Genomic DNA, 18,163 nt, shown 5'->3' on the forward strand with positions numbered 1-18,163 from the left:
ACCGCGTACGTATTCGGCCCCGCCGTCGCGTCCGGCGTACGCGGCGGAGCGAACGTCAGATCCACCGAGCCCGTCGTCCCCGGATACAACCGCAGCGACTGCGGCTCCACGACGGCCCAGGGCGCGAGAGGGCCCACCGCCTCGAAACGGTACTCGTCCACCACGTCACCGGTGTTCCGCAGGCGCAGCCGCACAGTCGTACTACCACCCGGGTCCACGGTCGTGGAGGCGGGTTCGAGGGAAGTCCAGAGGCTCACTCCCGGACTTTAAACGTGACGATGGCGCCGAGTCAGGAAGCCATGGGACACGATGAATGCCTGAAGAGGCGGGGCCGGTTGCCCCTGAAGCCTCCCCGCCGCCCGCCCCGACAGAGCTGACCCGGGACACCGGCGATGTCTCCCGGGCCTCATCGCGCCAGGACCGCGCCGCCGGCCGGGTCCGGGTCCGCCCACACCGGCGAGGACCCGCCGCCGCCCCGCGCGCCTTGTGGGCGCTTCGCGAGCGACGACGCGGGCGTCGGGTTGACACCGCATGGTCCGGTTGCCGCGTCCGAGCAGGACGGCGACGGGAAGCGAAGAAGGCCGGAGAAAGGGGAGAGCCGGCGGTAGGGAGAAGGCTGCCGTCGCCGCGGTCGCGGGAGGCCGCCGTCTTCGTCGTACTACGACCCGGCCTGCTGGGCGATGTCCTCCAGCACGGTCTTCGGGTCGGCGGACGGTGCGACGGCCTTGCCGATGTTCTGCTTGATGGTGTTGCTGACCTTCAGCCACGACGGTTCGTTGACCGGGTAGAGCCGGGACGTGCGCAGTGCGGTCAGGAACTGCTCGGTGCTGGGGTCCGCCGCCGTCCGCTGGGTGGCCCGGGCGGCGGTCACGGTCGAGGGCAGCAGGTGGTAGCGCTCGGCGAACTCGCTGAGGTTCTTGTCCTGGTAGACGAAGTCCAGGAAGGAACTGACCAGTTCACGATTGCCGTCGTGCTTGAAGGCCATCATCCAGTCGGCGACGCCCACCGAGGGCGGGGTCTGCTCTTTGCTCAGCGCGTCCGACACCGGCATGGTCAGCGTGCCGACCCGCATGCCCTTCTCCCTCGCCTCGTGGAGGAGTGAGGGGTAGCCGTTGACCATACCGACGTCGCCGTGCAGGAAGGCGGTGAAGGCGTCCTGCCGGTTGAGCTCGGCCGGCGGTGTCGGGCCGGTCAGGCCGGGTGTGACCAGGTTGTCCTTGATCCAGCGGAACGTCTGCGTGTTCTGCTGCGATGCGATGCTGTATCCGCCGCCGCTGTCGGTGTACCCGCCGCCGTTGCTCAGTTCCCAGATCAGGGCTTCGGCGTGCGCCTCCTCGGGACCGAGTGGCAGGGCGTACGGGTAGAGCACGCCGGCCGTCTTCAGCGCCTGGGCCGCGTCCTTCAGGTCCGACCAGGTCTTCGGCGGCTTGGCCCCGGCCTTGTTGAACAGTTCCTCGTTGTAGAAGAGCAGCCGACTGCTGGCCACGAAGGGCAAGCCGTAAAGGGTGTCGTCGACCGAGCCCGCCTCCGCGAGCGGCGGCAGGAAGTTGGCCTCCGCCCTGATCGGCAGCAGGTCCCGGGCGGCGTAAAGGCGGTGCTGTGCGGCGAAGTCGGAGTACGCGCCCATGAGAGCCACGTCCGGGGCCTTGTTCTCCTGGACCATGCGGGTGACCTTGCGGTCGACGTCGGCCCACGGGTAGAGCGTCACCTCCACCTTCTTGCCGGGGTGGGCGGCGGTGAAGGCAGCGGTCAGCTTGTCCCAGTAGGCCTTGGAGCTGTTCGCCTGGTTGTTGCCGTACTCGGGGGCTACCAGGCGCAGTGTCGTCCCGCTGCTTTCGGACGAGCCGCAGGCGGTGGTGAGGCAGCCCAGTAGTCCGAATGCGGCCACGGAAGCGGTCATGCCGGAGAGTCTTGGTGGCACGGATCTTTCCTTTTGATTCTTTCCAACGGTGCATCCGGAATCCTCTCTTGTCCCGGGACGATATGCGCCCCCTGCCGGACAGTTGTGGCGATAGCTCCAACCGGGCCGGTGCGGATTGGTGTCTTTCGATATGCCGAAGCCGACGCTGATACCGGCACGCGCCGAACGCTGCACGAGGCATTGCATCGGCACCGCCGTCGTCGGCGGCTGTGCCGTCGGGCAGGCCGTCGTGGCCTCGGGGACGGGCCGGCCGTCTGCTCGGTCCCCGTGCCGACGGGAGGCCCGTCACTCGCGGCGACGAGCGCACCTCGGGCGTAGCCCCGTGCCTCACCGCATTCATGCTGAAATGATCAGTCGGTAGGACTCCGTTGGTTGTCGCGGGTCGGATCCGACCGGGCCAGAGCCGGAGCACGTCCGCACGCGACTGCCACAGCACCTGTGATCGTGAATGTCTCATTCGTGCTGGTAGCGATCGTGTGAATCAGTGTTGGCCCTTCGCATTTCATGTCAGAGTTTGCATTCGCGCGCCGGCTTGGCCGGCGTGATGGGCGGCGAGCTTTCGGGGGGATGGACATGGGTTCCGGGATGGGTACGCCTGTCGGCAGGCGTGTGCGCGACGTCGTCCGCGAGGTGGTGGGCGATGTGGCGTCGGACGAACTTCCGCTCGTGGACGGGTTGTTCAGATTCGACGATGTCACGGTCGTGCGGCGGCTGAGCGGACGGAGCCGTCGACGGGAACCGCTGGGGTTCGGCTGGGGTGAGGTCGCGGTCCTGGTGACACCAGTCGTCTGGCTGACAGTGGACCAAACGGCCAAGCGCGTCAGCGATGTGATCGCGGAGGGCACGGTGCGGCGAACGATGGATGCTCTGCGCGGTGTTCTCCGCCGTCGCCCGGCTCCCGTCACCGTCCCGCCGCTCACCCGCGAGCAAATGTGGCAGGTGCGCGAGCAGGTGTTGCAGGCCGCCGACGAACGGGGGCTCTCCGAAAGGCGCGCGAGGGAGATCGCCGACGCTGTGGTGGCCCGGCTGGTGCTGGCAGAGGCAGGTGACCCTCCGCGGGGGCCGGACGCCTCGGACGACGGCAGCGCCCCGGGCGAGGGCTGAGCCGATGGGTGTGCCTGATCCGCGGGCTGAGCTCGCCGAGCGGGCAATTGGCGTGGGCACGACCGCTCGCTTCGCGATGTTGATGATCCTGCTGCTGGCGGCCAGCGGGGCGATGATCCTGCCCGTGCTCCAGGCGCTGCGCGACCCGGATTTCCTGCACTGCAATCTCGCTGCCGGGGTGGATCCCGAGAACGTCGGTAACGCGCCCGCTCTGGTCAGCGCCCTCAGTCAGGCCGTCCCCTATATGGCCTGTATGGCCAAGTACGCTCCGCCGCCGCCGTGGTGGGGGCTCGCCGGGTGGCCGGCCCTGCTGTCCGGCGCGGCCGGACTGCTCTTTCTCGTTCTCCCGGCCTGGAAGGCCAGAGGCGGCCGGGTCGTGCCGCTGGCGTCAGTCGACCATGACGGCGACCTCCGCGGCTTGTTCGATGACTTGGCGGCCACGGCCGGCCTGACCCGGACACCACGGGTGGTCATCGACCCGGCGGCGGCTTCGAACGGTGCGGTGGTGTTCGGGCGCAACGGCCGCCCGACCGTGTGTCTGCATGGCGGTCTCCTCGCCGAAAGGAGCAGCAAGCCCGAGCGCTTCCGGGCGGTGCTGCTGCACGAACTCGCGCACATCGCCAACCGGGACGTGACCACCACCTACGTCACCATCGCGCTGTGGCGGGTGTTCCTCGCCACGGTGCTCGTGCCCTACCTGATCTGGGAGGGCACCGTGATCTACGGGAATTACATCGAGCACGGGTTGTCGAACTGGCAGAGCAACCTGCCGACGACGACGCGTGGCGTGCTGCTGCCCATCGTCATGGTCGCGCTGGTGTACCTCGCGCGATCGGACGTGCTGCACAGCCGGGAGGTCTACGCCGACCTGACGGCGGTGCGCTGGGGCGCGGACCCCCGCGGCTGGGTCGTGACGGGACCGGCTCCGGACGGCAGTGCCTTGCGGCGGGCCTTCGCGCCGTTCTGGGACGTGTGGCGCACCCACCCGCGACGGGAAGTGCGCCGGGACGTCTTGGCCGATCCCACGCCGCTGTTCGGCATCCGCGCGCTGTCGATGCTCCTGACCGGGGCCGCGGCGACATTGATCCACTCCTCTGTGCTCAGCTACCTCGCGCCGTACTACCTGGCCGGCGGGTGGCTGAACCAGGCGGTCTTCCTGGCGTCGGCGGTCCTGGTCACCGGGGTGGCCGGGATCGCCCTGTGGCGGGCGACGGCGCACGCCGTCCTCACGTCGGGCCGGGTGCCCTCGGGGGTGCGGACGGGGCTGTGGCTCGGCGTCGGGATGGCTGCCGGCAACCTGATCACCGGCTTCGGCTCGGGTGCCGAGTGGTTTCCGAGCCGGCCACAGTTGCTGCTGCTCGTCGTGTGCGCCGGCGTGGGATACGCCTGGTGGGTCGCCCAGTGCGCCCGCCTGTGGACCAGGACGTGGCGGGGACGGAGCCTACGCCCGGTGCTGCTGTTCAACCTGGCGGCCGCCGCCGTGGTGATGTCCTGCTGGCTCCTCTGGTGGGGTCAGGCAGGGGCGCCGTACGCGGACGGTTTCTGGTTCTCCACTGCCGGGGTGCACAGGGCCCTGCTGATCGACTTCCCCGGTCCGATCACAGGCCACCCGGACATGTTGTCCGCGATCACCGCGCTGCTGCCGCCGGTAGTGAACACGCTCAACCTGCCCCTGGCCCCTGTCACGGTCGCGGTGCTCTGGGCGGTGCCACTGCTGGCCTGGGCGATCGGCCCGCCTGCGGCCACGCCCCGCTGGGCCGGCGGCGCCCCGCGCGACACCAGGACTCTCGTCGAGCCACGAAGAGATGAGATTCCGCCACTGGGCCGTGTGCTGCTGCCGGGACTGCTGGGCGGGGCCGTGGGCTGGATCGCCGTCGCGGGTGTGCAGGCATACATGCACACCTGGCAGCCCGACCCACAGCAGCGCGGGGGCATTTTCGCGTGGAGCTATGTGGCGTGGCTGTACGTGGCCCTGGTGTCCGCGACGGCGGTCGCGGCCATCATGGCCGTCGCGAGGAGCGGCCCCTACCGACTGCTCGGCACTCTGATCGCAGCCCAGACGGCGGCGCTGGTGGGCCTTGCGGGGATGCTCCTGCTCGTGTCTTCGGACGGATGTATTCCGCCGCTGAGCACCCTTGAGTCGAGTTGCACCTGGACACCTCCCTGGCAGTCGCTGCGAGCGGCGTTCCGGAACCTGGTGAACGGCACTCTGGTACTCGGTGCCGTCACGGCCGTCGGCGTCGCCGCGGGCGAGGCGATCTTCCGGCGCGCCTGGCCGTCCGGGGCACGGCGGTCGACCCGGACGACTTCTCCCTCTGAGAGTCCGCGGGCGATTCGGGCCCGGCGTATCAGCGGGAGCGTGCTCTGTCTGGTCGCTGTTGGGATCGCCGCGACGGAAACAGCCGGCCAGATGGGCAAGATGGTCCGGATCACCACCCCGCTGGCCGCCCAGAACGCCATGCGGCAGTGGGGCGGCGGCGCCGACGCGCCGGTATCCGCCGATACGAAGGCCTGGCAGGTGCACGCCTGGTACCGCCTCGGCGGCCACTACCTGATCTGGCACGCCAATGCCCAATCCGCTCATTTCGTCACCCAGCTGCGCGCGATCGTGGCTGCCAAGGACTTGAGTATTCGCTCCCTGAGCCGGACCCGCCCCGACTGCACCAACCTGAGCAACGTGGCGCGGTGGGCGAACGGCGCCTACTTCCGGATCCCCGATCCGCAGGCCCGGCTGCTCTGGCAGCAGTTCGGCGCCCAGGCGTGGAAGGGCAGCCAGGACTGTCTGAGGGCCCTGGACCAGCAGAACCGTGATCTCTTCGTCACCGCCGCACACGAACTCGCCGACGCGGGGAAGAGTGCCACGGCGGTCAAGAACAGGGTCGACAAGGTGCTGCTGGACGCCGGCTACTCCGCTCCCAAGCACCCCAACCGGTATTTCACGGTCCCGCCCGGCGCTCGATGACACCCGCTCGGCGCGATGGCCCAGCCGGTGACAGCAGGCCTGCCCATGTGACAAGTGATGCGCCTCGGCTCGATCATCCACCACCGTGAAACGCGGAACGGGACACGCTGCGGGTCGAATACCGAATAATCGATGTCGGTGAATTCCATCGGGTATCCATGACATTGCGTGTGACGCTCTGCGCCGAGTGCCATGATCGAGGGGCTCGGGGCGCAGACGCACCGGATGAGTCCACGACGGGGGGCGCGGTGGAGGACCAACTTCTGGGAAGCCGGTACCGCCTGGTCCGGCAGCTCGGCGAGGGCGGCATGGGCGAGGTCTGGGAGGCGCGGGACGAGACGCTGGACCGGCAGGTGGCTGTGAAAGTCATCTCCCTGCTCGCCGGCGGCGGAAGCCGGGGGGATGAGGCTCGCGCGCGCTTCCTGCGCGAAGCGCGGATCACGGCCCGGCTGCAGCATGCGCACGTCGTGACCGTCCACGATCTCGGCGAGAGCAGTACGCACAGAGGCACGGCGCCCTTCCTGGTCATGGAGTTGGTGCGCGGCGAAGGACTCGACGCCAAGATCCGCGAAGGGTCCGTCGATCTGACTGAGGCAGCCCGTTGGGGTGCTCAGATCTGTGACGCTTTGGGTGACGCGCACGCCCACGGCATCATGCACCGGGACATCAAGCCGTCCAACATCCTCGTCACACCTGCCGGAACGGTTAAAGTGCTCGACTTCGGTGTCGCACGCGCCGCCGATCCCCACGCGACCGCGGACCGGGTCACCCAGACCGGGTTCATCGTGGGCACGCCCCCTTACATGGCGCCGGAGCAGGCGCGCGGCTACCCGGAACCGAGGAGCGATCTGTACGCGCTGGGCTGCCTGCTCTTCGAACTGGTCACCGGCAGGCTGCCGTTCCAGGCCCCGGACAGCCTCGGCTATCTGACGGCGCACCTGATCCAACAGCCGCCCGTGCCCAGTTCCGTGGCCGCGGGTGTGCCGGAGGCATGGGATGCTCTCCTGCTCAAGCTGTTGCGCAAGGATCCCGCAGAGCGGTACTCGGACGCCGCCGACGCCGCCCGGGCCCTGCGCAGGCTCGCGGACGCGCCCGATCCCGTGCCGGCGGCCACCGCGCCGCTGCCGGAGGCCCTGCCGTCGCCGCCTCCAGCCGGCTCGACTCCCGGGAAGGCCGCCGTGGCGCGCTCCTGGATCGCGGTTGCGGTCTGGTTCCTCATCACGCTGGTGGCCGCCACGGTGACCGCGGTCAACATCAACGGAGTGGACGACAGTCGCGACGTAGCCAGCGGCGTCGGTACGGTCGCCGTCGCCACCGGGGGGCTGATCGCGTGGTCCGCCGTGCGGGCACGACCCCATTGGCAGGCACACGTGGCCCTGCCGCTCCGGTTCCTCCCTCCGATGCTCCTCTTCTGCGTCTACGCCGTGGTGGTCGCGGTCGCCCTCGCCGACGACGCATCCATCGGCGGGATCGGCTGGGGTCACTGGCTGCGCGTCGGCGGGATGTCCACGCTCGCGTTGACGGGCCTCCTGGCCACGACCGCGGCCCTCGCCCCCCGGGCGAAGCGCCTGACGCGTGGAATCGGCTACGGCCTCGTCGGCGTCAACGCCGTCGCGGTACTCGGCACGTTCACCGAGATGGTGTCAGGTCGTCGATCCTGGTTCCAGTACGTCTGGTTCGTCTCACCGTCATGGGTCCCCCTCGCCGTGGGCATGTCGGCCATCGCGCTGTACTGCACGCGCGAGATCACGACGCGACGGGCGGGTTCGGCATCGGCGCCCGCCCGGACCGTGACTCACACACCGGGCGACGACCGCCCACGCCACCCCTGACGGGAACGTCCCAGCACACCGACCGACCACGATGCCGGGATCATCGCCCCGCTCAGGCACGACCGTCCATCCACCCCGTGATCGGCTACGCCTGCGGTGACGCCATCATGCACAACCCCGACTTCACGGGATACGGCACTACCGCGAGCGCCGATCGCGCCGTCCTGGACGGCGGGCTCGCCATGGCGTGGACGGCGGTGGGCCTCGCGACCGACGAGGAGCAGCGGGGCCGGCTGCTCACGCGGCTGGCGGAGCGCGGGAGCCTGGACGGATGAACGGCGATGAGCCGTTGCCGTCCGGCCGGGTCCGCGGCCGCTGCCCCTGCCCCTGCCCCTGCCCCTGCCGCGACGAGCCCGAGGGATCCGGAGCGGCACGAACGCCGTGACCCGGCCGGCGGAGATGCACCACCCGGGAGGGCGAGGATGCCATCGTCGCCGCGTTCACCGGCTCTCCGGCGGCCCCCCGCACGCTCCTGGGCCGGTACGACCCCGGCAGACGTCCGCGGTACACCGGGCGCGGAACGACGCTCCCGCAGACCGTGGGCCGGACGGTCGCCGGGCTCCTCACCCCGGCCGGACTGGGCGACGGGCACGGGCTGCTCCCAGCCCGACCGGAGTCGTCGGCAGCGGACGGCGTCGGTCAGGCGCCACCTGGCACGGCCTCGCGCAGGCCGTGCCACAGCCTGCGTCCGTCCGCGGCAGGGTCTTCGAGCACGATGGGTGCGGCACCGCCGTCCAGACGCATGACGGACCGCCGTCCGGCGTAGGCCGGCCAGTGCGGCAGCCCGCCGCCAGGAGTGCCGGTGCCGGTGGGACGGCCGGTGCGGGCGAAGGAAGTCCAGGCCGCCCGTATGCGATCGGAGAGTTCTCGCGGTGCGTCGGGACCGGCGAGCGGGTTGGCGAGAGTGCCGAAGACGAAGCCGATCTCCGCCGTGTGGCAGGCGCCGAGAGCACCGCCGAGAGCCGGCGAGGGCCAGGCGAACTCGTACACGAAGGTCTCCGTACCGTGCGCGGCGCGCGCCTCGGCCACCCGAAGAGCGGGGATCCGGTAAGCATGATCGCTCATGGCCGCGGACAGCAGGTCGCCCGGCGTGGCCCCGGGGTGTGCGTAGACCTTGCGAGCCTCGGCGGGGTCGAGGCCGAGGCCGGCGAGGAAACTCCGCAGCACCTCGTCCGTGATGCGCGGGCCGATCCCCAACGGGACGAGGAAGAGGCGGAACTCGTCGCTCGTCGTCCCGGTGAGCAGATCGATGTCCCGGCCCGCTCCGCCGGCGATCGCGTCGATCGGCCGCTGTGGCAAGGTGGCTCCGTCCACGACGGGCAGCACGGTGGTGCCCCCGCCTGCCGACTCGCCCCACTGCTCGGGATCGGCCGCTCGCGCGATCTCCTGGCCCAGGGCGGCGTCGGCGGCGATGAGCCGCTCGGGCGGCACCGCGGCCAGACCCTCACGAGTCGGCTCGGCGCCGGCGAGGGCGGCCAGCCGCTCGGTGACGCGGCGGGCGATGTGCTCGGGGTGGCTGTGGTGGCCGGCGCCGCTCTGCGTGATCGCCCGGCGGAACAGGCCCCGCGCCCGCGGCATGGTCATGAGCGCGGTGATGCTCATGGCGCCCGCGGACTGGCCGAAGACGGTGACGTTGTCCGGGTCGCCGCCGAAGTCGGCGATGTTGTCGCGGACCCATCCCAGCGCGGCGATCTGGTCGAGAAGGCCGAGGTTGGAGGTGCCGTCGGGCAGCAGGAGGAAACCTTCCGCGCCGAGCCGGTAGTTCAGGGTGACGCAGACGACGCCGTCGGCGGCGAGCCGCGCGCCGTCGTAGGAGGGCAGGGAACCGGACCCGTTGCGGAACGCGCCGCCGTGGATCCACACCATGACCGGAAGCCGTCCTCCGGAGCGACCCGGGGCCGGCGTCCACACGTTGAGGTTCAGACAGTCCTCGCCCGGCGCCGCCGCCTCTTCCAGCAGTCCGGCCATCGCGGGGAGATAACCGGGTTGGGGCGCGGTGGGTCCCGGGACGAACGCGTCGCGCACCCCGGTCCACGGCTGCGGCGGCTCGGGAGGCCGCAGGCGCCGCGGACCGAACGGCGGTGCCGCGTAGGAGACGCCCATGAACGCCGCCACTTCCCCCTTCCACTGTCCGCGTATCCGGCCTGCCGAGGTGGGGACGGTGACGTGCATGGTGCCTCTCGATGTCGCGCGCTGTCCCGGACATCCTCACCAGGTCTTCGGAGAGCGGACAACTCAATTTACGAGCCGCCCCTCACAGTCGGCGGTGTACGGAACGGCCCCCTTCACAGCCCACGGCCGACGGATGACGTGTGCTTCGATCCCCGCAGCTTGGTCTCCTGCGCGGCCCCTCCCCCAGCGCCTGGTCATCGGGGCATGCGGGGTGCGCCGTACCAGCGGGAGCCGCCGCTCGCCCTCCGGGTGCGGCGCGCGCTTCGGGGCGACGCGGGCCGGGGCCCAGCACTCCGCGGGCGCGCAGCGCGTCGAGGGTGGGGAGGGTGTCGAGGAGGTCGGTCCGGGCGGGGGCGGATGCCGTGCGCGGGGGTCTCTGGGCCGGCGCCCAGTGCCCGTATCAGCCGACGCTCGCCCCTTCCTCGTCCGACGACGGGGCGGCTGCGGTGAGTCGATCGGCGATCTCCTCGGCGGTCAGTACGAGCGCGAAACCCTTACGCAGAACGGCGAGTTCTGGTTCCTGCCGGGACTCGTCGTCGGTGGCCGTGACATCGGATCCGAAGACGACCTTGTAGCCGCGTTCATAGGCCTGCCTGGCCGTGGTGCCACAACAGTAGTTGGTGAGCGTTCCCGTGACGATGACTGTGTCGCGGTCGAGGTTGCGCAAGATCGTGTCGAGCGGGGTGTCGTAGAACGCCCCGTAGGAGGGCTTGCGGATCAGGACTTCGTCGGGACGGCGGCCCATCCGGCCCCATACCTCGGCGGGCCCCGGACGGCGCCAGTCGCTGTCGGCGTGCGGGAGGAAACGCAGGGCGTGCGGCCGGTCCAGTCCGAGATGGGTGTCGTCGAAGATGGTCCAGATAACCGGGACCGACGCGCTTCGGCAGTCTTCGACCAGTCGCTGCAGCCGGGGCGCCATCCGGGTCGCCGCAGGGACCCAGTAGGGACTCCAGCCGGGCTCCACGAACTCGTCCTGCATGTCGATGACCAGCAGCGCCGCCTCTTCGGGCCGTATGTCGAACGATGCCCGGCCGCTCTCGTAGGCGTCGCGCGCCCGCGTGGTCACCCATTCCTCGGTGTACGCCATCCCAGCCCCTTACATCGATTCGAGATACCTCGTTTCGATGTGCGAGGGTAGCAGCATGCTCGAACTCGCGATCCTGGGATTCCTGGCCGAGGGACCACTGCACGGCTATCAACTGCGTCGCCGTATAGCGCACTTGTCCGGCCATGCCCGGCCGGTCAGCGACGGCAGCCTCTATCCGGCGATCAATCGGCTGGTCCACGCCGGGCTGCTGGACCGGACGGCCGAGCCAGGCGCCTCGGCCGCTCAGCGGCACACCTTGAACCTGACCGACGCCGGCCGCTGCGAGCTGCTGCGCCGACTGCGCGATGCCAACGGTCTGGACATCAGCGACAGCACCCGGTTCTTCACGGTCCTGGCCTTTCTCTCCCACCTGCCCGACACCGCTGACCAGCACGCGGTGCTGCGCCGCCGGCTGGAGTTCCTGGAAGAGCCCGCGAGCTTCTTCCACGACGGTGACCGCCCCCTGGGCGCCGACGACACCGACGATCCCTACCGACGCGGCATGCTCACCATCGCCCGTGCCACCAGCCGCGCGGAAAGGTCCTGGCTGCGGGACGTGTTGACCTGATACGGCGCCGGCGGGCATCCCGTCGGTGCGGTCCGTGCCGGCCGCGCGAGTGGACGCCCTGCGCCCTGGCGGGCGACCGGTCACCACCCTCACCGGCACCGGGCCGCTCCGCATCGCCGACAGGACCGAGAACGGCGGCGCACACGGCCACTTCACCTACGACGGCGCCTCGTTCACGACCGCCCGCCCGCCACAGCCTCGACCAGGAGGACACGGCGCCGGCGGCCGCCGTGCGGGAGGCGGCGGACGGCGACGGCGGGGCCGTGTCCACCAGCCGCTGTCCGCTGCTGTACCGGCAGCCCCCGTCAGGAGAGCTTGAGAAGCAGTTCGCTGAGTTCGCTCGGCATGGTGATCATGCAGTCGTGGCCGGTGGGCAGCTCCCACACTTGCGCAGCGGTGCCATTGGGCTGGATCGGGGGGACGGGGCGACGGGTGATGCCCGCCGGCGTGGCGCCGACATTGTGAATGTGCGTGCGCGGGATCGCGTCGGCGGCTGGGTTGCCCAGTCGCACCGGCTGCTGCAGACAGCGCACCGGCTGGTCCGAGAGCATCCCGCGCAGCCAGGCGACGTCGGCCGGGTCTGTGACGCCGAACAGGCCGAAGGGCGCGGGCTGCTCAGGCATCGGCGGCACGCGCCAGCCGTTCTCGGACCTCTCAGCGAGCTCGATCAGTTGCCGTGTCACAGGTAGGACGTCGACCGCGGACTCGCCGTCCTCCGGGACCATCGCGTCGAGGTAGACCAGGTGCGCGATGCGCTCCGGAATCCGGTCGGCCACGGAGGAGATCACCAGTCCCGCGTAGCTGTGGCCGACGAGTACGACGTCGCTGAGGTCCTCCTCGGTGATCAGCCCGACCATGTCGTCGACGTGCGTGTCGAGGCCCACCTCCGGACCGAGCAGGTGCGCCTTGTCGCCATAGCCGGTCAGGGACGGCGCGAACACCCGTTGCCCAGCGGCCTCCAGCAGCGGCGCCACCCGCTCCCAGCACCGTCCGCTGTGCCAAGCACCGTGTACCAGCAGGAATGTGGACATGAGTGAATCGACCTTCCTTCGCAGGAGCGGAAGGGCACGGCCAGGCGCATGCCGCCGGCTCGCGGCGTGGTTACCTTTCGTGCCTCAGTACTGTTTGAGTACCATGAGCATGCTGGTGCGCACGGCACGCCGAAGGCAATAAGGCACTTTTCGGTGACCCGGTTCTCTGGAGGTAACCATGGACGCGGTGGAAGGCGCTCGGCAGCCGGCGGCGCGGCCCGGCGACGAGTGCCGGACCCGGGTGGTGCTCGACATCGTCGGTGACAAATGGTCGCTGCTGGTCGTGCGCAATCTCAGGGACGGACCGCGCCGTTTCACCGAGCTCAAGAGGGCCATCGACGGCATCAGCCAGCGCATGCTCACCGTGACGCTGCGCAGCCTGGAGCGGGACGGAATCCTGACCCGCACCGTCCACGATGTGATGCCGCCGCATGTCAGCTATGAACTCACCGAGATGGGCGTCACCCTGCGCGAGGCCACCGCACCCCTGCTCGAATGGAGCGTCGCGCACCTCGTCCGGATCGACGACGCCCGCGCCGCCTACGACGCCCGCACGGCCCCACCTATGACCTCATAGCGGGAAGACAGGTCGATCGCCTCCCGGCAAGCCCGCTTCGAAGACACGGCCAGGTGTTCCCATGGCCTGGCCGCCGGCCCGTCCCCGCTTCCTCCCGCACTTCACACCCACCGGGTCGACCCGACTCCACCTGGTGGAACGCTGTCCGGGGGTGCGGGCCCGCGTCCTCACATGCGTCGAGGTCCTCCAGCCGTCGTGCGAGCAGGCCGAGGACCTGCGGCGCCAACAGGCGCAACAGGTCCGCCCCTGGTCCGCTTCATCTGGATCGGCGGCCGCAGCAGCAAGGACGCAAGGGCAGCCTCGACGCCTCCCGTACGGCCGCCGGGGCCCCGCCCGTAACTGTGGTCGCGACCGCGGAGCAGGTCAGGACCGCGGCACACCACCTCCTCGGCACGGGTGGCTACGGCAACCACTTCATCGGCGCGCCGGCACACCGCGACGATCACATGTCGCCGGCTCCCAGCGACATCACGCCGGCGAGCTCACTGGAAGAGGCGGGCGCGTACGTCCTGCGTGAGGTTGTCGAGGATGTCGCGCAGCCACTGGCTGCGGACGGCAGGCAGCCGGACCACGGTGTGCCGGAAAACTCCCGGATCGGGTCGGAAGAGGCTGTAGGGGTTCGGTGCGGGCGGATCGTCGCGCAGGACGCCGTCGGGCATGACGCCCGACGCGGGGGCGGGCAGGTGCGGCTCGGGGAAGGCCAGCCACAGCCACACATCGAACGGCAGCGGCACCCGATACGCCGAGGCGGCTGGGTCGGGCGGGCTCCAGGTGTCCCCCGTCTGCGGATGGACCGGCACGAGGAGGATGCCGGCGTCCGCGTCGGAGGCGGGCAGCCCAGGTCCGCCCAGGACGGCGCGCCACGCCGACGGACCTGTGGGCAGCAGGGTGTCGAGGGCGCGTTGGAACACCTTCTCGCTCAGGCCGTCCGGGACGGTGACCGGCCGGCCCTCCGAGGCCGCCAGTAGATGGGCGAGCGCCCGGCCGGCTGCCGCCTCCCATCGCGGGCTCCAGGACCACCAGTGATGCGACCCCAGTCGCGGCCCTCCCCACCCGGTGATCGGTTCGAACGGCGGTGTGCTCCTCCCCTCCGCCATCAGCTCCGCCCAGGACAGCGGCACGGCGTCGGTGTCATCGACGGGTATGCGGTGCACGGCGTCCGGGGCGAGCCAGACCGCCTGCCAGAGTGAGCAGTCGTCGATCCTGCTCGCCACGGGCAGGCCGCACGCCTCGCAGGCCAGGTTGGGGCCTTCGGCTCCGTCGAGGCCGCAGCAGTAGCCGCCGCACTTCTCCGGGATCAGCACGGTGGCGCGGATGTCCCCGGGCGCGATGACCACCGCGCCGGGCGCGCCGTCGGACAGCGCGTGGACCGGCCCGTAGACGCCGCGAGCGGCCGCCTCGTCCGGATCGATCTCCTCCCACCTCCGCCACGGCGGTCCCGAGGGCTCCGGCTCCACGGCGAATGTGCCCGACTCCATGAGAACCGGGAGCTGAATCCCGTTCCCGTACTTCTGATGGGCGTGGACCGGCAGGGCGACCTGGGACAGCGGGGCGGTCAGCTCGGCGCCGCAGCCCGCACACACGAAGACGAACAAGTGCCCTCCACTTGGGAGACAGCATTGTCGCAGCTCGCCGGCGGCCAAGCCATGCAGTTGATGCCGAGGTCAGCGTGGTTGGCGCAGTCCCGCGACGAGAGGTGCGGCCAGTGCGCGCGCGTCGTAGCGGGGGTCGCTGTCGGCGCCTATGCCGAGGTTTCCGACCCCGCGCATGAGTCGGTAGGCGTCGAGGCCGGAGCGGATCTCACCGGAGGCGGCAGCGACGTCGAGGAGCTGGGTGCACCCCGGCGGGAGGCGGTCGAGGAAGTAGGCGTGCAGCGTCTCGAAGCCGGCGTTGTCGCTCTGCAGTGCAGCCGCGAGGCCGTGTTCGGTGGCCAGGAAGTCGACGAAGAGGTCGCCCCATCGTTCGAGGGCGGCGTGCGGGGTCGGGCTGGTCGTGAGCAACGTCGGCCCGGCTTCGGCGCAGGCGTCGACCTGGTGGCGGTGGACGGCGACGATGAGGTCCGCCCTGGTGGGGAAGTGATGGTAGATCGTGCCCGGGGAAGCTGCAGAGCCGGGCGCACCGCGGCCCGGGTACGCGGGGTGCGCACCCGAGCCGTGCGGTCCGGCGCCCTGGGCGGGCCGGTGCCGGTGTCAGGCCGCGAGGGTCGGGTGGAGGGCGTCGAGGCCGTCGCGGTAGATGCCGGTGAACAGGTCGACGACTTCGTCCTCGGTGGCGCCGTTCGGATTGAAGCGGCCGGACCACTGGACCTCGGCGGTGTTCTCCTGTCCGGGGACCGCGTGGACGCGGATGGTGGAGACGTAGCCGTTGACGGGGAAGGGGGCCTGGAGGATGGCGTAGCTGTAGTGGCGTTCGGTCTCGTTGAAGTCGACGAGGCGCTCGATGATGACCTCGCCCTCGGGGTTCTTCAGCCGGCGGACCCGGCCGCCTTCGAGCGGAGTGCTCTCGGGGATGTAGGGGAGCCAGTCGGGCAGGGCGTCGAAGCCGCCGATGAGGCTCCAGACCTTGTCGGGCGAGGCGGGGACGATACGGCTGACGGACGTCGAGGCCATGGCGTTTCTCCGGATGGTGGTGCCGGCGTGGGGGGTTTCGGGGGTGGGGGTGGTGGGGGTCAGGCGCCGTTGGGCAGCGGGGCGGCCGGGCTGACCAGGCCCGCGGCACGCAGTTCCGTCCAGAACGCGGCCGGGATGCTCTCGTCGAGGGCGGCGATGTCCTCGGCGATCCGGCTGGGGCGGGTGGCGCCGGGGACGACCGCGGCGGACACCGGGTGGGCGAGGGAGAACTGCAGGGCGGCGGCCTTGATGCTGATGCCGTGCTTGTCGGCCAGGCCCTTGAGGTGCTTGACCTTCTCGATGATCTCCGGCGGGGCCTGCTGGTACTCGAAGTGGGTGCCGCCGGCGAGGATGCCGGAGCTGTAGGGGCCGCCGACGACCATGCTGACGTCTCGCTCCTGGGCCATCGGCAGCAGCCGCTGGAGGGCGTGCTCGTGGTCGAGGAGGGTGTAGCGGCCGGCGAGGAGGAACCCGTCGGGCTGCGGCTCGTCCAGTGCCAGGGTCAGCTCGATGGGCTCGGTCTTGTTGACGCCCAGGCCCCAGGCCTTGATGACGCCCTCCTCCCGCAGGCGGGACAGGACGCGGAAGGCGCCGGTGCGGGCCTCCTCGAACTTCTGGATCCAGGCGTCGCCGTGGAAGTCCTGGGCGATGTCGTGGACCCAGACGATGTCGAGCCGGTCGACGCCGAGGCGCTTCAGGCTGCCCTCGATCGAGCGCTCGGTGGCGTCGGCGGTCCACTCGTGGAGGACCTTGTTGGGGTTGCCGTGCTCGAACAGTCCGCCCTTCTCGCCGAAGTCCGGGACGTCGGTCTCCATCTCGTCGAGGATGACCCGGCCGACCTTGGTGGACAGTACGTAGGAGTCGCGGGGCTTGGTGGAGAGCACCTGGCCCAGTCGCTGCTCGGCGAGGCCGGCGCCGTAGAAGGGGGCGGTGTCGTAATAGCGGATGCCCTGGTCCCAGGCCGCCTCGACGGTGGCGCGGGCGTCCTCGTCGGGGATCGCGCGGAACATGTTGCCCAGCGGGGCGGTGCCGAAACCGAGCCGGCCGGGGAGACTTTCCTTCAGTGACATGGATGGTGCCTTTTCGATCGATGCCTCGGTGTGTGTGGGGCGAGGCCGGGGGTAGCGGATCCCTCTTGGTGCGCGGCTCGTCCGAAGGAGCCGGGCACGGGAGTGAGAGGACACCCGCCGGGGCGGTTGCAGGCGATCCCCGCTTAATTGCAGAAGCGCCTTACGAGTGAATACAATAATTGCAGACGCGGGCTAATGCAAGTGCGGGTGGTCCGTCGCGCCGAAGAGGGCGGACACCGCTCGGCGGACAGACCGTGGAAACCACCCCATGGACGCGACGGGCCCGAGCCGCCGTGCACGACTGCCGGGCATCCGTCAGGGGACGATCGTGGTGACGAGGCCGCCGTCGGCGCCGAGTGCCCTGCCGGTGGTCGCCGAAGCCTGCTCCGAGGCCACATAAGTGATCATGCCGGCCACCTCGTGGGGCCGGATCAGGCGTTTGAGCAGGGATGCGGCCGCACGGTTCTCGGCCAGACAGCGCCGCTCCTGCTCGACCGGGTCGAGCCCCGGATAGAGCTCGTCCAACATGGCCAGCGCACCGTCACTCATCGTCGGCCCGGGCAGCACACAGTTCACCGTGGCCCCGGCGCCGGCGACCTCCTGGGCCATCCCGCGCGACACCGCCAACTGCGCCGTCTTCGTCACCCCGTAGTGGACCATGTCCGCCGGCGTCTGGACGCCCGCCTCGCTGCTGACGAAGATCACGCGGCCCCACCCGCGCCGGGCCATCCGCGGTGCGTAATGGCGCGCCAGGCGCACCCCGGAGAGCACGTTGATCTCGAAGAACCGCAGCCAGTCGCCGTCGGGGATCTCGAAGACGGGTCCGGTGGCGAAGATGCCGGCGTTGTTGACCAGGATGTCGACGTCGGGCAGTCGCCGGATCAGGTCGGCCGTCCCTTCGGCCGTCCCGACGTCGGCCGTGACGCCGCGCGCTCCTATCCGCTCCGCCGCCTCGGCGCCACGGTCGGCGTTGCGGCCGTTGACCACGACGTCGGCGCCGGCGGAGGCCAGAGCCCGCGCGGTCGCCTCGCCGATTCCCGCCGTCGACCCGGTGACCAGCGCGGTACGTCCACTGAGATCGATCTGCATCGGGCGAGCACCTTTCCATAAGTGGTGGCGGCCCACCCGGCAGCGCGCTGCGTCCATTCGCGCCTCCGCCCTCCCGGCGTCCGGCCGGACCCGGGACGGCCCCGAGCGCAGGGAAGCCGCCCGCGGCGGCGGAAGCGGCCA

Annotated in this window: 14 protein-coding genes and 2 pseudogenes; 6 read left to right on the top strand and 10 right to left on the bottom strand. The window is 70.6% G+C overall.

Features of this window, described 5'->3' with window-relative positions:
• Both ACF061_RS35620 and ACF061_RS35625 read right to left on the bottom strand, forming a co-directional pair.
• Nucleotides 1–257: pseudogene (locus ACF061_RS35620) on the bottom strand (hydrolase); the annotation flags it as partial.
• Nucleotides 258–658: 401 nt separating this feature from the next.
• Nucleotides 659–1,900, bottom strand: a complete 1,242-nt coding sequence (locus ACF061_RS35625) for an extracellular solute-binding protein (RefSeq protein ID WP_392271156.1) — start codon at nt 1,898–1,900, stop codon at nt 659–661.
• A gap of 588 nt (nt 1,901–2,488) precedes the next feature.
• Between ACF061_RS35625 and ACF061_RS35630 the strand changes: the two genes are divergently transcribed.
• The 4 genes from ACF061_RS35630 (at nt 2,489) to ACF061_RS35645 (ending at nt 8,094) form a co-directional block, all read left to right on the top strand.
• On the top strand, nt 2,489–3,025 hold the full coding sequence (locus ACF061_RS35630) for a hypothetical protein (protein WP_392271157.1): 537 nt from the start codon (nt 2,489–2,491) through the stop codon (nt 3,023–3,025).
• 52 nt (nt 3,026–3,077) lie between these two features.
• On the top strand, nt 3,078–5,987 hold the full coding sequence (locus ACF061_RS35635) for a M48 family metallopeptidase (RefSeq protein ID WP_392271158.1): 2,910 nt from the start codon (nt 3,078–3,080) through the stop codon (nt 5,985–5,987).
• A 248-nt stretch (nt 5,988–6,235) separates the two neighbouring features.
• Complete coding sequence (locus ACF061_RS35640; protein WP_392271159.1) at nt 6,236–7,819, top strand: serine/threonine-protein kinase; 1,584 nt, start codon at nt 6,236–6,238, stop codon at nt 7,817–7,819.
• A 77-nt stretch (nt 7,820–7,896) separates the two neighbouring features.
• Complete coding sequence (locus tag ACF061_RS35645) at nt 7,897–8,094, top strand: hypothetical protein (protein WP_392271160.1); 198 nt, start codon at nt 7,897–7,899, stop codon at nt 8,092–8,094.
• 364 nt (nt 8,095–8,458) lie between these two features.
• Here ACF061_RS35645 and ACF061_RS35650 read toward each other — a convergent pair whose 3' ends face one another.
• Nucleotides 8,459–9,991, bottom strand: coding sequence for a carboxylesterase/lipase family protein (locus ACF061_RS35650; protein ID WP_392271161.1), 1,533 nt, complete (start codon nt 9,989–9,991; stop codon nt 8,459–8,461).
• Nucleotides 9,992–10,391: 400 nt separating this feature from the next.
• A complete protein-coding gene (locus ACF061_RS35655) occupies nt 10,392–11,078 on the bottom strand; it encodes a cysteine hydrolase family protein (protein ID WP_392271162.1) in 687 nt (228 codons plus the stop codon).
• 55 nt (nt 11,079–11,133) lie between these two features.
• Here ACF061_RS35655 and ACF061_RS35660 point away from each other — a divergent pair, with 55 nt between their 5' ends.
• Complete coding sequence (locus tag ACF061_RS35660) at nt 11,134–11,646, top strand: PadR family transcriptional regulator (RefSeq protein ID WP_392271163.1); 513 nt, start codon at nt 11,134–11,136, stop codon at nt 11,644–11,646.
• Between the two features lie 305 nt (nt 11,647–11,951).
• Here ACF061_RS35660 and ACF061_RS35665 read toward each other — a convergent pair whose 3' ends face one another.
• Nucleotides 11,952–12,677, bottom strand: a complete 726-nt coding sequence (locus tag ACF061_RS35665) for an alpha/beta fold hydrolase (protein WP_392271164.1) — start codon at nt 12,675–12,677, stop codon at nt 11,952–11,954.
• Nucleotides 12,678–12,855: 178 nt separating this feature from the next.
• On the opposite strand from ACF061_RS35665, the gene ACF061_RS35670 reads away from it, so the two are divergent.
• On the top strand, nt 12,856–13,254 hold the full coding sequence (locus ACF061_RS35670; RefSeq protein ID WP_392271165.1) for a winged helix-turn-helix transcriptional regulator: 399 nt from the start codon (nt 12,856–12,858) through the stop codon (nt 13,252–13,254).
• 482 nt (nt 13,255–13,736) lie between these two features.
• Here the strand turns inward: ACF061_RS35670 and ACF061_RS35675 are convergent, their stop codons facing one another.
• The 5 genes and pseudogenes from ACF061_RS35675 to ACF061_RS35695 form a co-directional block, all read right to left on the bottom strand.
• Entirely contained in the window at nt 13,737–14,849 is a 1,113-nt protein-coding gene (locus tag ACF061_RS35675; protein WP_392271166.1) for a hypothetical protein, read from the bottom strand.
• A 69-nt stretch (nt 14,850–14,918) separates the two neighbouring features.
• Nucleotides 14,919–15,347, bottom strand: a pseudogene (locus ACF061_RS35680) (TetR/AcrR family transcriptional regulator); the annotation flags it as partial.
• 96 nt (nt 15,348–15,443) lie between these two features.
• Nucleotides 15,444–15,863, bottom strand: coding sequence for an SRPBCC family protein (locus ACF061_RS35685; protein ID WP_392271167.1), 420 nt, complete (start codon nt 15,861–15,863; stop codon nt 15,444–15,446).
• Nucleotides 15,864–15,922: 59 nt separating this feature from the next.
• Nucleotides 15,923–16,933 carry an aldo/keto reductase gene (locus ACF061_RS35690; RefSeq protein WP_392271168.1) on the bottom strand — a complete coding sequence of 337 codons (1,011 nt, stop codon included), beginning with the start codon at nt 16,931–16,933 and terminating at the stop codon, nt 15,923–15,925.
• A gap of 315 nt (nt 16,934–17,248) precedes the next feature.
• Nucleotides 17,249–18,022: an SDR family NAD(P)-dependent oxidoreductase gene (locus tag ACF061_RS35695; protein WP_392271169.1), complete on the bottom strand. Its 774-nt coding sequence runs from the start codon at nt 18,020–18,022 to the stop codon at nt 17,249–17,251.
• Nucleotides 18,023–18,163: the final 141 nt, after the last annotated feature.

Source organism: Streptomyces sp. NPDC015220, assembly GCF_043079345.1.
Taxonomy (GTDB): domain Bacteria; phylum Actinomycetota; class Actinomycetes; order Streptomycetales; family Streptomycetaceae; genus Streptomyces.